The sequence below is a fragment of the Agrobacterium burrii genome (assembly GCF_017313405.1).
Taxonomy (GTDB): Bacteria; Pseudomonadota; Alphaproteobacteria; order Rhizobiales; family Rhizobiaceae; genus Agrobacterium; species Agrobacterium burrii.
Genome location: NZ_JAFLNA010000008.1, coordinates 159,071 through 173,237 on the forward strand (window position 1 = coordinate 159,071; position 14,167 = coordinate 173,237).

11 protein-coding genes and 2 pseudogenes are annotated in these 14,167 nt (G+C 59.3%); 6 read left to right on the forward strand and 7 right to left on the reverse strand.

The window, feature by feature from the left end; genetic code table 11:
- Positions 1 to 45 precede the first annotated feature (45 nt).
- Positions 46 to 1,263, reverse strand: coding sequence for an urea ABC transporter substrate-binding protein (locus JZX89_RS16115; protein ID WP_207134698.1), 1,218 nt, complete (start codon positions 1,261 to 1,263; stop codon positions 46 to 48).
- A 248-nt stretch (positions 1,264 to 1,511) separates the two neighbouring features.
- Positions 1,512 to 2,723: a substrate-binding domain-containing protein gene (locus tag JZX89_RS16120; protein ID WP_246746747.1), complete on the reverse strand. Its 1,212-nt coding sequence runs from the start codon at positions 2,721 to 2,723 to the stop codon at positions 1,512 to 1,514.
- 143 nt (positions 2,724 to 2,866) lie between these two features.
- Between JZX89_RS16120 and JZX89_RS16125 the strand changes: the two genes are divergently transcribed.
- The 3 genes from JZX89_RS16125 to ku (JZX89_RS16135) all read left to right on the forward strand — a co-directional run bounded on the left by JZX89_RS16125 (position 2,867) and on the right by ku (JZX89_RS16135) (position 5,541).
- On the forward strand, positions 2,867 to 3,283 hold the full coding sequence (locus JZX89_RS16125; protein ID WP_207134699.1) for a MarR family winged helix-turn-helix transcriptional regulator: 417 nt from the start codon (positions 2,867 to 2,869) through the stop codon (positions 3,281 to 3,283).
- 534 nt (positions 3,284 to 3,817) lie between these two features.
- Positions 3,818 to 4,720: a non-homologous end joining protein Ku gene (gene ku / locus JZX89_RS16130; RefSeq protein WP_207134700.1), complete on the forward strand. Its 903-nt coding sequence runs from the start codon at positions 3,818 to 3,820 to the stop codon at positions 4,718 to 4,720.
- 11 nt (positions 4,721 to 4,731) lie between these two features.
- Positions 4,732 to 5,541 (forward strand): non-homologous end joining protein Ku, encoded by an 810-nt coding sequence (gene ku / locus JZX89_RS16135; protein WP_207134701.1) that lies wholly within the window; start codon positions 4,732 to 4,734, stop codon positions 5,539 to 5,541.
- A gap of 29 nt (positions 5,542 to 5,570) precedes the next feature.
- Here the strand turns inward: ku (JZX89_RS16135) and JZX89_RS16140 are convergent, their stop codons facing one another.
- From JZX89_RS16140 to JZX89_RS16155, 4 genes and pseudogenes are all read right to left on the reverse strand, one after another.
- A complete protein-coding gene (locus tag JZX89_RS16140; protein ID WP_207134702.1) occupies positions 5,571 to 5,855 on the reverse strand; it encodes a hypothetical protein in 285 nt (94 codons plus the stop codon).
- A 340-nt stretch (positions 5,856 to 6,195) separates the two neighbouring features.
- Positions 6,196 to 8,286: pseudogene (locus JZX89_RS16145) on the reverse strand (PHP domain-containing protein); the annotation flags it as partial.
- Positions 8,283 to 9,797: a DUF6504 family protein gene (locus JZX89_RS16150; RefSeq protein WP_207134704.1), complete on the reverse strand. Its 1,515-nt coding sequence runs from the start codon at positions 9,795 to 9,797 to the stop codon at positions 8,283 to 8,285. The gene JZX89_RS16150 and the pseudogene JZX89_RS16145, both read right to left, overlap by 4 nt.
- Positions 9,715 to 10,473 carry an ImuA family protein gene (locus JZX89_RS16155; protein WP_207134705.1) on the reverse strand — a complete coding sequence of 253 codons (759 nt, stop codon included), beginning with the start codon at positions 10,471 to 10,473 and terminating at the stop codon, positions 9,715 to 9,717. The genes JZX89_RS16150 and JZX89_RS16155 overlap by 83 nt, the downstream gene beginning before the upstream one ends.
- 917 nt (positions 10,474 to 11,390) lie before the next feature.
- Between JZX89_RS16155 and JZX89_RS16160 the strand changes: the two genes are divergently transcribed.
- Entirely contained in the window at positions 11,391 to 12,164 is a 774-nt protein-coding gene (locus JZX89_RS16160) for a competence protein CoiA (protein ID WP_207134706.1), read from the forward strand.
- Positions 12,165 to 12,439: 275 nt separating this feature from the next.
- The gene (locus JZX89_RS16165) at positions 12,440 to 12,718 is read left to right on the forward strand and encodes an HU family DNA-binding protein (RefSeq protein ID WP_207134707.1); all 279 of its coding nucleotides are present in this window, start codon (positions 12,440 to 12,442) and stop codon (positions 12,716 to 12,718) included.
- 53 nt (positions 12,719 to 12,771) lie between these two features.
- On the opposite strand, the pseudogene JZX89_RS16170 reads toward JZX89_RS16165, so the two are convergent.
- A pseudogene (locus JZX89_RS16170) lies at positions 12,772 to 12,970 on the reverse strand (cold-shock protein).
- 259 nt (positions 12,971 to 13,229) lie between these two features.
- Here JZX89_RS16170 and JZX89_RS16175 point away from each other — a divergent pair.
- Positions 13,230 to 14,111 (forward strand): carbon-nitrogen hydrolase family protein, encoded by an 882-nt coding sequence (locus tag JZX89_RS16175; RefSeq protein ID WP_207134708.1) that lies wholly within the window; start codon positions 13,230 to 13,232, stop codon positions 14,109 to 14,111.
- Positions 14,112 to 14,167 lie beyond the last annotated feature (56 nt).

A 14,167-nucleotide genomic window follows, 5' to 3' on the forward strand; every position in this document is an offset into this window, starting at 1 on the left:
GTGCAGGGCGGTTCGCCTGCCCTGCACGTTTGTTGGCCTAGCCGTTCACTGGATGACGTATTGCTGGTTGTCGTCCGGGTTCTTGAGCAAGTCGCAAACCGCGGCGGTATCTGCCGGCGGCTGGTTGGGGTAGCTTTCGAGAATTTCGAACTTGTGGTCCTTGACCTTGCCGATATGGACGTCGGTCGCGCAATGGTGGGTCTTTGGATCAATCGTCGAGGGTCCGCCAGGGCCTTCGACCGTGGAGCCGCTCTCAATTGCTTCGATGACCTTGAGGCGGTCGATCGAGCCGGCCTTCTTGACGCCGTTGGCCCAGTGATGGACGGCATTGTAGGTGGCGGAGGCGTGCTCAGTGACATACGGCGCGTTGTCGCCGAACTTGCCGTGGTAGCGCTTTACGAAAGCGTCGTTCGTTGGCGACTTGATTTCCTGGAAGTATCCGAACGCAGCCATCACCCCGTCCGATTCCGCCGGCGTCAGCACGATATGTTCGTTGCCGCCGCCAAACGACGTGGAAACGATCGGAATCTTTCCGGCCATGCCCGCTGCGGCCCACTGGCGGAAGAACGACATGTGATTGCCGCCGACCAGCAGCGTGTACACGACATCCGGCTTTTCGCTCTGGATTTTCTGGATGGCTGCGTTGAAATCGGTGACGTCGAGGGGGAAGAATTCGGCGGCGATCACCTGCCCGCCCTCCTGCTCGGTGTAGTCCTTCACCCATTTCGCGGAAATCTGTCCGTAGTTGTAGTCGGCCGCGAGCACGTACACCTTCTTGCCGAAGTTCTTTACGGCGAACGGCATCAGCTTGCCGATTGTCTGGGCCGGAGTGGAGCCGGTGCAGAAGGTATTTCGATCGCAGACGCCACCTTCATAGAGCGGTGAATAGAAATAGAGGGTCTGGTAGCGATTGAGGAGCGGCCTGACCGCTTCTCTCGAAGCGCTGGTGATACCTCCAAATACTGCCGCCGCCTGGAGGCTCGTGGCAGCTTCAGTCGCAAACTGGGTGTAGAGCTGGATGTTGGACTGCGGATCGTACTTTTGGACTTCGATCTGGCGGCCTAGCAGCCCCCCTGCCTCGTTGATCTCGGAGACAGCCAGGTCGAAGCATGCGTCGATCGGCTGACCGTATATCTCCAGACCTCCTGAAAGGTCGTAGATGCTTGCGATCTTGATCGAGTCCGCCGCGCTCAGCCGGCTAACCCAAGGCATGGAAAGCGCGATAGCGGAGCCGCCGAGGAATAGGCGTCGTGATACTTTCATGTGTTCACCCTCTCTTTTTTGTTCAAAAATCAGGACGCACGTCTCCGCTCCCGCCAACACATAGTCAGCTGAACCGTACCCATCGGGCGATGATCTTGTTTTCGCGGAGGTCGCGTGAAGACTGTTATAAATTCAATATTTTCTTTTTCAAGTATTTTTTGACACATTGAGCGTGGTCGAAAAAAAACGAAAGCGCAGAACGATTTAACGTTCCGCGCTCCAGTCAGGTGTCATCGGGAAGGAGGATTTCAGTCGTGGTCGCCGGGGCTGTCGAACTCGAATCTGCGGACGATCTCGAACTCAGCTCCCTTGGCTTCGGCAAGGAATGTCGGGCCGCAGGCTACGCCTCCTCGCAGAACGGTGCGTCCCCGAGGGCCATTGAAGGCCAAGCCTTCCGCTTCCCGCTTGAGGTCCTCGAGCGCAAGGGACCCTGCCCGGCCGGCAAGTTCGCCGAAGAATTTGATCGCCTCATAGCAGGACTGGCTTAGCACGCCTTGAACCGGAGCGGTCGCGCCAAAGGCTTTGCGATATCTATCAAGGAAGCTCCGGTTTTCGTCGGTGTCGAGGCAATTGAAGTAGCCGGCGGCGCAAAACAAGTTCTTCGTGCTTGCGTCCCCGATCGCCATCAGAGTGTTTTCTTCGATCGCGCCAGAGAGCCGGATCGTCGTTTCCGCGAGCCCCCTTGCCGCGAATTCGCGGTTGAACGGCACGCATTCGCATCCGACCAGGGATTCGAAGACAATGTCCGGTCTGATCCGTTCTATGTTGTCGAGCATACTCGTGGTGTCGCCGCCGATGCCGACGTAGTCCTCACCGACAACCTCTCCGCCTTGCGACTCCACGAAGTGTTTGATCCACTCGTGAGACGCCCGAGGCCATACGTAATCATTTCCGACCAGGTACCACCGGCTTTTCGGAACGGCATCCAGGAAATATTTCACAGGCCCGGAGAACTGCCGAGACGGGACCTCTCCGATGGTGAACACGTCAGGCAGATGGCCGCTGCCTTCGAACAGCGGTGCGAAGACATACGGCACCCGGCCTGCGAAAGCCCGCTCCAATGCCTGGCGGACGGATGACAGATGAACGCCGATCAGGACATTGGCACCCTGGTGAACGACAAGTTCCGTCGCGCGCCGGACGACCTCTTCAGGGTCACCGCCCGCATCCGCTGCGAGAAGCTCGATCTGACGGCCCAGAATGCCGCCGTGTTGGTTAATCTCGGCTGCCGCCAGCACAGCACTGTATTGGCACGACGGTTCCCAGATCGCGTCAGCGCCATGAAACGGTACGAGCAGCCCAATCCGGACAATGCGATCCGCCCCTGAACGGAATGGCTGCTTATCAAACGGGTACCCAGGAAACGCAGGACGGCGTGAGGCTATTCTCGGCTCTCGTCGCCGGGAAGTGTCCTTTGCTCGCGTCGGAGCAAACAGACTTTGTGCCATAAGCTTGCGCAACAGAAATCTCCCAAGTCGAAAGGTCCATTCGCGTTGGCGCACTCTCAAACGGTGCATTGAATTTATTATCGCGCGGACCTTTCCGTCGCCCGGCTTAGACTATATAGGTAGTTTCAAAATAAACAATTGCCGATTCAAATATCATGATCGACCGAACTCTTAATGATCACCTGTCTCATTTGCTGACCCAGGCAAATCGACATCTGAACCGTCAGTTGTCGGCCGAGGGCGTCTCTATCGACCAGTGGCGACTGATGAAGGCTCTGTCAGAGTCTGGCGGAATGACCATGGGCAAGCTGGCAGAAGAGTTGGCACTCAATAGCCCATCGGTCACAAAACTCGTCGACAGGATGATGGAAGACGCTCTCGTCTACCGTGTTCCCGATCCGGATGATCGTCGCAAAGTGCGTATGTTCCTTTCCGATAAGGGAGCCGCGCTGCTGGCGTCGCAGGATAAACGGGTCCGGGAACACGAAACGAAGGTCGAGGACTCGTACGGGAATGAGGACGCCCAGCGGTTGAAAGAGATGTTGGAGAACCTGATCAAACAGATCAGCTGAGTCTCTCAACTGTCGACCGCGGTGTATTAACCACCTTAGACGGCCTCAGTGAGCTACTGGTCTGGGGGCGATCACCAGGGCGATATGGCTATTCATCTGAAGCGCTTCTAGGGACTTTGGCGCAGATTGCCGCTGATCCTTCGCTGGCACCTCGGTCCGAAGGGCTACCCGCAGCGCCGCCTCCATTGCCAAGTCCAGTTTCACCCTCGGGCGCGCTTTTGTGGGAGGAATTCTCGCACGTTACTGGATTGGTGACGGCTCGAGGAAACTGGCCGACTAGCCCCAGGCGAAAGCCCCGCCCTAACTTAGCGTGGTCAAAGGATCAAACGCCGCCGGAGTGGAACGGCACGGCAATACTCGCAACATCCGCCAGCGCATCCATTTTCGTTGTCCCGCTGGGCTTTCGGCGCTTCACCTTACGGTAGCGATTTACGTAACCGATTCAAAACTTTGAAAACAAAGTTATTTTAGATGGGAACGAATCTGACGCCCGGACCATTGATTCGCGAATCACTTAGTACGGAGTCAGGCGTCATGGCAGCCCACCGCGCGCAGTGGAAAGGGTTCGTGAAATTCGGTGAAGTCGCCTTTGGCGTCGCTCTCTACACCGCGGCGTCGACCTCAGACCGGATCACGTTCAACACGGTCAACAAGGCGACGGGAAACCGGGTCAACCGCGTGTTCGTAGACAGCGAGACGGAGGAGCCGGTTCCTAAGGAAGCCCAGACCAAGGGCTTCGAGATCGAGAACGGGCAGTATCTTATGATTGATCCCGATGAGGTGGCGGCCGCCATCCCCGAGAGCGACAAGACGCTGAGGATCGAGGCCTTCATCACCTGTGCCGACGTAGATGACGTCTACTTCGACAAACCCTATTACCTTACCCCGGATAAAATGGGGTCTGACGCGTTCGTTGCCCTCCGGGACGCCATGCAAAAATCGAAGGTCGCCGCGATCGCCAGAACGGTCCTGTTCCGGCGCATGCGCACGGTGCTGATCCGCTCACACGGCAAGGGCCTGATCGCGACCACGCTCAATTACGACTACGAGGTCCGGTCGTCGAAGAAGGCCTTCGAGGACATGCCAAAGATCAGGATCGAGGGCGAGATGCTTGATCTGGCAAAGCACATCATCTCCACGAAGAAGGGTGAGTTCGATCCCGCCACGTTTGACGACAGATACGAAGCCGCCCTTGCTGACCTGGTGAAGGCGAAGATCGAGGGCAAGGCGCTCCCGAAGCGCAAGAAGGTTGAAGTCTCCAAGCCGAGCGACCTGCTGGCGGCTCTCAGGGAAAGCGCCCAGATGACGAAAGGTGGTGACAAACCAAAACGCACCGCCGCCAATGCCAACAAGGGTACGGGTCGACAGAAGGCGGCTCGCGGCGCGGCCAAGAAGGCAGCTTCCTCGAGGGCGAGCCCGCAACGCAAAGCGAGCTGAAGGAGGATCAAATGGCCCCGCGTTCCTACTGGAAAGGCTACCTCAAGCTGTCGCTGGTCACCTGCCCAGTCGCCATGACGCCGGCGACCTCGGAAGCCGAGAAGGTCCGCTTTCATACCTTGAACAAGGAAACCGGCAACCGCGTCGTCTCCCAGTACGTTGACTCCGTCACGGGAAAGCCAGTGAAGGACGACGACGATGTGAAAGGTTATGCCCGCGGCGAAAACGACTACGTTCTGTTGACCGACGAGGACCTCGACGCCGTCGCGCTCGATACGGTGAAGACAATCGACATCGAGAAGTTCGTCCCTGCCGACAGCATTGAATGGGTCTACCTTGAGAAACCTCATTATCTCATGCCCGACGACGCCGTCGGAAACGAGGCCTTCGCGGTCATTCGAGACGCCATGAAATCCGACAAGGTCGTCGGAGTGTCAAAGCTTGTGATCGGTCGCAGGGAGCGCGCCGTCATTCTCGAGCCGCGCGATGAGGGTATCGTCCTCTGGTCCCTTCGTTTCGGCGACGAGGTTCGTCCGGAGGAAGAATACTTCGAGAACATCGATGACGATGCCGATCCTGAGTTGGTGCCCCTCGTCCAGAAGCTCATCAAGCAGGAAACGAAGCGCTGGTCACCGGCTATGGTCAGCGATCCGATCCAGGAGAGCCTTCTGAAACTCATCGCCGAAAAGAAGAAGGCGATGAAGCCCACGAAGAAGGCGTCCAAGGGCAAACAGGAGGCCGCCCCCTCCAACGTGGTGAACATCATGGATGCCTTGCGGAAATCGCTTGCTGGTGAACTCAAGGGCCGGAAGGCTGGGTGACATCTCCGGCTGGGGGCTGCTGAATTTGATCATCGGACGTTAGCCATGCGCCATGCGCGCTCGTCGACGAATACGCGCTCGAATAACCCCTTTTCGGTCTCAGCCCTCAAACTCTCCAATCGGTTGCGATCTTGGACGTGAAGTAAAAGGCAAGTTTCAAAAGTGTCGAGCAAACTCCACGCCAGCCGAGTGTCGCCGCCACGGCCTACAAGACGCTCGATGATCTCGCGCTGCATAGCTAGGTGCCGCTGGGCCTCGCCGACGTGTCGTTCCGCCATCGCAAGGCTGCGGTCGATTGAAGCAAGATCGTTCATGCAGCAGTCTACCACGTCATCGCAAATACGCCGCGGTCTTCCATTCGCGGTCGCATTTGGTCGCTTCTTACCCTTCGGCGCGTCACGCTACCCGCCTTCATCCCAAACTTGCGCCACGGCGAGGGATTCAATGGAAATTTCGTGACTTCACCTTGAGCGTATCGATGTGCAAGTCGGGAATGTAGATATCCCTCGCCTGCACGGCGGCCTTAGGATTGTCGCGGGGATCGGGCCCGCCTCCGTGCCTGACCTGATCGCCACGCCCATGCGGCATCGGGAACGCGCCATCGCGTTCACCCAAGCTCGCCAAATCACCGGAGAAGTCGAAGAGCCGCTGGGCGACGAGGTGGACAACGTCGCCTTCGCGTTGAATCCTCCCGTGGATGCCCATCATCGATGCCGTCATCAAAACCCGCCGCTGGCGCTCGAACAGAGAGGGCCAGACGACTGCGTTGACGATCCCTGTTTCGTCTTCCAGCGTCAGGAACATGACCCCTTTGGCAGAACCGGGACGCTGACGAACGAGAACCAACCCTGCTGTCCAAAGCCATCGACCATCACGCTCTCCCATGGCCTCGGCGCAGGTAACGATCCGCTTGGCCTTGAGGTCCTGACGGAGGAACGACAGCGGATGCGCCCGGAGGGTTAGCCCGGTGTGGGAATAGTCCTCGACCACCTCCCTGCCCTGCGCCATCGATTTCAGGACGACCTCGGGCTCCCTCACTTCGGAGACTGTGCGAGCTTCGCGCTCGGCAGCCGCCGCCCAAAGCTCCAAAGGCTCGTCGCGCATGGCTTTGATGTCCCAGAGCGCCTGACGGCGTTCCAGTTTCAACGACGGCCCGAGCGCGAGCACGTCGACTTTCATGAATTTCAAGGCTTCGATATCGTCCTTGTCCCATTCGACAACTTGACGGTCGTCCATGGCGGCCGGCTCGATCGGCACGAGATCGTCCAGGCGATCCTGGGTCAGCACGAAGCCCCCCGGATGCTGACCGAGATGCCGTGGCGCGCCCATCAGCTGACCTGCCAGTTCGAGCGCTAGCTGGAGACGGTAGTCCGAGGCGTTCATGTTGTTTTCGCGGAGCTGCTTCTCCCCCACACCTTCCTTGGACCACCCCCAGATACCGGACGATAACTGTCCGATGAGGTCCTCCGGCAGTCCGAGCGCCTTGCCAACATCGCGGAGAGCGCCCTTGGCCCGGTAGCGCGTGACGGTCGAACAGAGGGCGGATCGTGAGCGCCCATAGGTCTCGTAAATCCACTGGATGACTTCCTCGCGACGGGAGTGTTCGAAATCGACGTCGATATCAGGGGGTTCGTTGCGCTCCATGGAGACGAAGCGCTCGAAAAGGAGGTCCCCCGTTTCGGGGTTGATGCTTGTGATCCCGAGGCAGTAGCAAACCGCCGAGTTGGCGGCCGAGCCACGCCCCTGGCACAGGATGTCCTTCGACCGCGCGAACCTGACGATGCTGTAAACCGTCAGGAAGTACGGCGCATACCTCATGATCCGGATCAGCTCGAGTTCGTGCAGGATGGCCTTGCGCACCTTGTCCGGTATGCCTTCCGGGTAGCGGTCCGCCGCCCCTTCCCAGGTGAACTTCGCCAGCGACTGCTGCGCGTCCAGGCCGGGAACGATGGCTTCCTCCGGATACTGGTACTGGAGCTCCGACATGTCGAACCTGCATCGGGCGACGATCTCCCGCGTGCGGTCCAGCGCTTCGGGGTAGTCCGGAAACAGCCGGTGCATCTCTTCCGGCGGTTTGAGGAAACGGTCGGCATGGCGCTCGCGATCAAAGCCGACGTCGTCGATCGTGGTCCGGTTGCGGATGCAGGTCACGATGTCCTGCAACTGCCGGCGGCCCGGATCGTGGAATAGGACGTCATTCGTGACAACTGTCTTCACCTTGTGCCGAACGGCCATGTTCGAGAGATTATGAAGGCGAAGCCTGTCGTTCGGACGACGGCGCAGGCACAGGCTGACATATGCCCTGTCGCCAAAGATGGCGGCGACCTTGCGGAGTTGCTGGGCATAGACATCGTCGGCATCGTCGGCCTCGTCGGGAACAAGGATGGCGATCAGTCCTTCGTTGTAGGTTGCGACGTCCGTCAAATCGAGGATGCACTTGCCCTTGCCGCCCCTGCTCTTTCCCAGCGACAACAGGCGCGTCAGGCGCGAGTACGCTGGCCGGTCGGTCGGGTAGACCAGGATCGACATGCCGTCGGCAAGGTCGAGGCGGCATCCGACGACCAGACGCACGCCTGTTGTCTTGGCCGCTTCCCACGCCCGCACGATCCCTGCGAGCGAGTTGCGGTCAACGACCCCGAGAGTTTCGATCCCGAGTTCGGCAGCCCGCGCGAACAGTTCGTCGGCGCTCGATGCCCCGCGAAGAAAGCTGAAGTGGGTCGTGACCTGGAGTTCGCAATAGCTCATGCGAAGACCCCATGAAGGAACCACTGATGCGATCCGGTCTCGCTGTCGACTCCGTCGCCGGCGCGATAAACCCAGTAGCGCTCACCCGCTTCATCCTCGACGACGAAGTAGTCCCGTACGGCCTGCTTTTCCCGGGGGCGCTGCCACCATTCGCCGAAAATGCGCTCAGGGCCGTCCGCACGCTTCACGCGACGGCGTTTTCCACGCCAGGTGAACAGGGCGGGCGGCTGGTCCGGCAGCAACGCGACGACCTCGATGCGCTCGGGGTGGACAAGCAACCGAGCCGGTCGTTGCCACTTCGCAGCCCAGTCCGCGCCTGTTTCCTCGGCCGACGGCGGGATGCGGGCTATTGACCGTTCCGGGACGTCCGACGCCACCGGGGTCAGACGGTAGAGCCGCTGGCCGCGGTTGCCGAGGATGTCTACGAGTGGCGTCACATCGACAATCTCTTCCTCGATTAGCGAGGACGCGACCTGCTTCTCCTCGAGAGGCTCGGCCATGATTGCCACGAGAACGAGCTTCTCGATCCCGAAACCAGGATCGATCTTCTCGATGCGATCGCACAACAGTTTCGAAAGACGGGACGGATCGCGCACAGGTTTGGCGAGACCTGCCCGCAGACACTGGCGCGTGTTATCGACGCGATGGATGACGAGGTCCGACCGTCGGACGCCCAGGCCACGCTTCTCCAGTTCCGCCGTAAGCTGACCGACGAGGCGGCGGATGTACTTCTCGATTGTCTCCGGAGCGCCGATCGGCTCCTGAAAGTTGCGCGAGACTTCGACAAGTTCGGGCGTCCGAAGTGGGTCGATCGGCTCGGCGACACGACCGAAGAGTTGGTCCAGACGTCGCCCCGGTTCCGGCCCGAAACGTAATGTCAGCGGCGCGCGAGGCATGGCCGACAGCTCGCCGACCGTTTCGACACCGAGGGCACGCAGGCTCTGTATGGTCTCCGGCGGCAAACGCAGGCAATGGATCGGAAGACCGAGGACCGCCTTCGCCACTCCGCCCAGGGGTACCACTGTTGTTTCCGCAGAAGTCAGCCTGGCGATCGCGTGTGCGGCACCCCAGGTGTCGGCCACGGCCGCTCTGACGGTCAGACCGCGGCCGCGGAGCATGTTGACGAGGCCGGAGATCATCAACTCCTCGCCGCCCCTGAGGTGATCCGCCCCCTCCGTGTCCATGACGATGCCATCCGTGCCGTCGACGGCGACAACAGGGCTGTATTGCCTCAACGCCCACAGTGCCAAACGCTCCAGGGCTGCCGCATCTGCAACGGGGTCGGCATCGATCATCGTCAGGTCGGCAATGACCGCCTGCGCTTTGCTCGCGGACATGCCCACACGCAGTCCGACTTTGCGGGCGGCTATATCGGCAGCAGACACCCAGCGCTTGGCTCCAGATTTCGAGATAACGACGAGCGGCTTGTCAGCTGGCACGGCTCCCTCTCCATGACGACGTATTCGGTCCGTCGCGAGATAGGGGAAGTAGACAGACACGACCCTTGGCATCACAGGCTCCTATTTCAAACTCAGCACACTCGCCTGCTTTCACTCGCATCAGTTCCGCCAGCCATCGGGCCCTCCCCACGCCCGCAACCGGCAGCGGCTCGGACGGCAGAACGCTGATGCGCCATCTGGTTGTCGATGCCGTCGGGTTTCCGTAATCGGACGCCTCCGTCCGCCGTCGCCACCGCCGGACGACCAGTCCCAGACTTCCGGTCTTCTCGGCCGCAAGGTGAAGGCGTCTGGAAGCAGTCATGGGCAGGCGAACAAGCTCGCCGACGACCGCCCCAAAGCCACCGAACGACAGGCCTTCCTCCATCGAGGCCAAAACATCCTCGTCCTTGTCGCCTTCGCAATAGATGACACGGTCCGGATGGAGCCCGGCCTGCGACACGGCCGGCGCGAACAAGTCGGGCCGGGTCAGACACCAGAGGACCTTTCCTTTGGAACGAGCGGCGATCCCTGCCGCAAATAAAGCCGCAGCCGCGCCATCGACGGTACCCGCACCACCCCCGGCAACCTCATGCAGGGCACCGTACGCAAGCCCGCCGCCGGGAAGGTGCTGGTCAATCTCACGGACGCCGAACGGGAGCGCACCGCATTTGCGTCCAGCGCTGCCTTCGAGATGCGCGATCCGCTCTTTGAGGTCATTGATCAGTCTTGAGGTGCGCGCATGCGTCATCGTTCGCGGACCTCCCATGGTTAGCGTTGAAAGTGGACGTCATGTCCAAAACGGTTGATGTTCTTCTTCTGTTCCGTTAGAAACAGGGAGTCAAGCGGGGTAAATCGACAGTGTCCATGCATCGTTCGGGAGACACGGAGAATTCGCTAAACGAATCAGGATGGTAAGGCTCCGCGGGGTGCTGACCGCCACAGGAATTTTTCCGGAGGACAGAAACATGGCCCTAAACCGAAGAGTGTTGAACTCGCGTTCTCGGTATCGAGGAATATCGCAATCGTCCGGTTGGACGGACGGGGTGCCAGACGTCGCCACGCTGCGATCCTTACAAGGCCAGATCGTCGCAGTCGAATGCAAGTCATGTCGATTGTACGCGCAACTGGAGCGCAAAGCTCTGGTGAGCAGATTTACGGCGAGCTTCCCTCTTTCGAGACTTCGACGTTTTGTTGTTGGCGGCTGTGAGAAGATGTGCGCCGATGGGCTCGACCGATGCGAGGCTCGCTTGTCGTCGAAAGGCCGCGACGGCTGACACCTGCCGAGGCGGCGAGTAACCCGCCCCCTCAAATTATGGCAATCGATTTATTGTTGCGACCAACGCCTCATGCGCCTCGAAGGTATCCACCTCCTCCTGCAGACGAATTCCGTGATCACGTGCATCGTGGAAGACGTCGATCCAGTTTACATCGATCATCGTGATTTGGAGCTGGTCTGCTTTTCGCGAACGGTTGATTTTCATTTCGCGATTATTTACCTTCGCTGTTAGTCGTCAGGCGGCCCGGGCGACTAAGAAGAAGTAGAGCAGTACAAACCTGCCCACCAAGAAGCTCCAAGCGGTATTCAAGCCGCGCCGCCAGCCATTTCCCGTTGGAAACATTGTCAGCGCGCCCATCGGCGTGGCTGCTGCTGTATGGAGCAAAGAAATGAAATTTGCGATTGTAGAAGGATGCCGTCGGGAGGCCACCCCTGCCTCGCGTGGTGAATGCCCCGGCTGTGCGGCTGGCGTGATCGCAAAGTGCGGCACGAAGAAGATTTGGCACTGGGCCCATTCGAGCATTCGCAGCTGCGATTACTCTTGGGAACCCGAAAAGGCATGGCATCGCACTTGGAAGAACGAGTTCCCGGCACCATGGCAGGAGGTCCGATGCATCGCTGCGGACGGCGAATTGCACGTAGCCGATGTCAAGACCGAAGCCGGTATGGTACTAGAGTTCCAGCACTCGAACATATCCGTGGTCGAACGCTCTTCGCGCGAAGGCTTCTATGGCAACATGGTGTGGCTGGTAGACGGCACCCGCCTAAAAAAGGACCTCCCGAATTTCCAGGAGACGATACGGTCCGCTCCGGTGCTCAAAGAAGCTCCACTTAGCCTGCTCATACATGATCGTGCGAACCAGTTGGTGGAGCGTTGGGCCGGCAGCAAGCGCCCCGTCTTTGTCGATTTCGGAGGAGCTAGGCCCGATCTCCCGTTTATCACCGATGACGAAGTGCTATGGCGGCTACAGTACGTTCCGGGGACCAACAACGTAGTGGCGACACCTGTTTCGCGAAGCAGCTTCGTCGACCATTTTCGCAACAACGGGCGTTTGCGTGGATATCGGCTCCCGCGATTGCGCACCAATCCATCGATGTACTCAGACCTTCGTGGGTTCGAAAGCCGGAGGCGACGGAAGGTCGGCGGGAGGCGACGTTTCTGACCTGTGGAGATTAACGCGCGACAGGTTAGTCAGCTCGCCCTACTCCCAATGAACAAGGCACCCGAACGAACACAGCTCGGGTGTCTTCTGTCGCCGTGGTTTTGACAGCCTCGGTGAGGCGAACCACCTATCAACAGCTCGCGTAGGGAACAACGGTAAATGTCGCGGTCATCTACTTGTGGAAATCCGTGGTGTCCCGCCACTGCATTTTGTCCCGCCCGATGACAGCTATTCTCCAGCCTGCCAAGTTGGCGCGTCACCAATGGAGGGGAGCCATGACAACAACAAACGAAATCGCGGAGAACATCGCGAACACCCACGGCCTGACTAAGGTTCAGGGTAAGGCCGTCGTCGAGGCGGTGTTTGCAGCAATCACCGCAGCGGCAGCCACGGGAAGCGAAACGTCGATCCCGGGATTCGGCAAGTTCAAGGTGAAGGACACTCCTGAGCGGGAAGCTCGCAACCCTGCAACGGGGCAAACCATTAAGGTCGCGGCCGCAAGGAAGCTCACATTTGCGCCGGCGAAGGCACTCAAGGATACACTCAATAAGTGAAAAGTGACTGAGGCTCCGGTGTCACCGGGGCCTCAACCCAAACAGTTATGCTGTCAAAACGGCCTAACATTTTCGGCCTTCGATTTTCCCGTCCTGCGATCTTGGCCCAGGTCATAAGAGACGGTTTGTCCTTCTCTCAGCACGTCTCCATATTGGAGTGCGGAGACATGGACGAACACGTCGGTGCCGCCCGTATCCGGCGTAATGAAACCAAAGCTCCGCGTTGAAAAACTTCACCTTGCCCATCGGCATATTGTGCCTCGCCATTTGTGACTCTTGCGCAGCTTAGTCTTCTCGGATTTCTAAAATAGGCAACACTAAAAAATCCACATCCCGGCGTTGCCGGACAATAGGCAACAGCGCGGCTTCCCGAGCGCTGGCGATAGGCCGGCAGGCAGCGCCTGAGCCCGTACGCATAAACGCGTATAGAACCCTCACCTGCTGCTTCAGTACTCTCTTCTGCATCATCTCTGCGTCAGTAGAGGCGATTGCGCATTGAGGAGGAGACTACATGCCACGCGAAGTGAAGATATCCGCTTGTCAGTATTACGTGCGTGAAATACGCGAGTTCGATGACCTCGCAGGCCGGGTCCGTGCCCTATTAGACCTCACATCCGGGTCGGATATAGCGGTCTTTCCCGAGCTATTCACGATCGAGCTGTTCACGACCTTCAAGGACTGGCAAACCCGGCCGATCTCGGAACTCGGCGTCATCGATGAGTACACCCAGGCGTACAAGGCGCTCTTCCGCGACGAAGCGAAGAAGCGCGGTCAGTTTATCGCCGCTGGGTCGCACCTCGAGCAAGTTTCCGACGGCCGATTCGAGAACATCGCCTACATCTTCGGCCCGGACGGAGAAGTCTTTAGCCATGTGAAGACCCACATCTTCCCGGCCGAAGCGAACTGGAACACTGCCGAGGGCAACAGGATGGAGGCAATCCAGCTGCCGTTCGCAAAGGTAGGCTTCAACGTCTGCTACGAGACCGAGATTCCCGAATGCTCTTCGTCCTTGGTCGAACAAGGTGCAGAGATCATCCTGACGCCGTCTGCCACGTTCACCGAACAAGGTTTTTGGCGCGTTCGTCACTGCGCACAGTCGCGCTGCATCGAGAATCAGGTCTATCTCGTCCACAGCTGCCTTGGCGGGCAGCCGGGCGCGCCGCTACCTAACGCATGGGCTCGCAGTTCCGTCCTCGGCCCCTGTGACCTCGCCTGGAAAAACCCGGCAGGCATCATTGCCGAAGCTGAGGCAAACGTCGAAACGGTTGCCACGGGCACCGTCAATCTCGACCTTCTCTACGAGAACCGTCTCAAGGGGGCTGCGCCCACATATCGGGATCGCCGCCGGCAGGTAGCTCTCTACCAATCCTGGCCCTCGCACATCCGCGCCTAGAACGACTGCCCAATCAAAGATCGCACGCAATCTCCCATGGAGCCCATGGGAGGAAC

What these genes read in the sequence shown, in the direction of transcription:
- JZX89_RS16140 (WP_207134702.1), bottom strand. Translation starts at nt 5,855, where the DNA reads ATGAACGATCTTGCTTCAATCGACCGCAGCCTTGCGATGGCGGAACGA.
- JZX89_RS16125 (WP_207134699.1), top strand. Translation starts at nt 2,867, where the DNA reads ATGATCGACCGAACTCTTAATGATCACCTGTCTCATTTGCTGACCCAG.
- JZX89_RS16160 (WP_207134706.1), top strand. Translation starts at nt 11,391, where the DNA reads ATGAAATTTGCGATTGTAGAAGGATGCCGTCGGGAGGCCACCCCTGCC.
- JZX89_RS16115 (WP_207134698.1), bottom strand. Translation starts at nt 1,263, where the DNA reads ATGAAAGTATCACGACGCCTATTCCTCGGCGGCTCCGCTATCGCGCTT.
- JZX89_RS16150 (WP_207134704.1), bottom strand. Translation starts at nt 9,797, where the DNA reads ATGCCAAGGGTCGTGTCTGTCTACTTCCCCTATCTCGCGACGGACCGA.
- JZX89_RS16165 (WP_207134707.1), top strand. Translation starts at nt 12,440, where the DNA reads ATGACAACAACAAACGAAATCGCGGAGAACATCGCGAACACCCACGGC.
- ku (WP_207134701.1), top strand. Translation starts at nt 4,732, where the DNA reads ATGGCCCCGCGTTCCTACTGGAAAGGCTACCTCAAGCTGTCGCTGGTC.
- JZX89_RS16155 (WP_207134705.1), bottom strand. Translation starts at nt 10,473, where the DNA reads ATGACGCATGCGCGCACCTCAAGACTGATCAATGACCTCAAAGAGCGG.
- JZX89_RS16175 (WP_207134708.1), top strand. Translation starts at nt 13,230, where the DNA reads ATGCCACGCGAAGTGAAGATATCCGCTTGTCAGTATTACGTGCGTGAA.
- ku (WP_207134700.1), top strand. Translation starts at nt 3,818, where the DNA reads ATGGCAGCCCACCGCGCGCAGTGGAAAGGGTTCGTGAAATTCGGTGAA.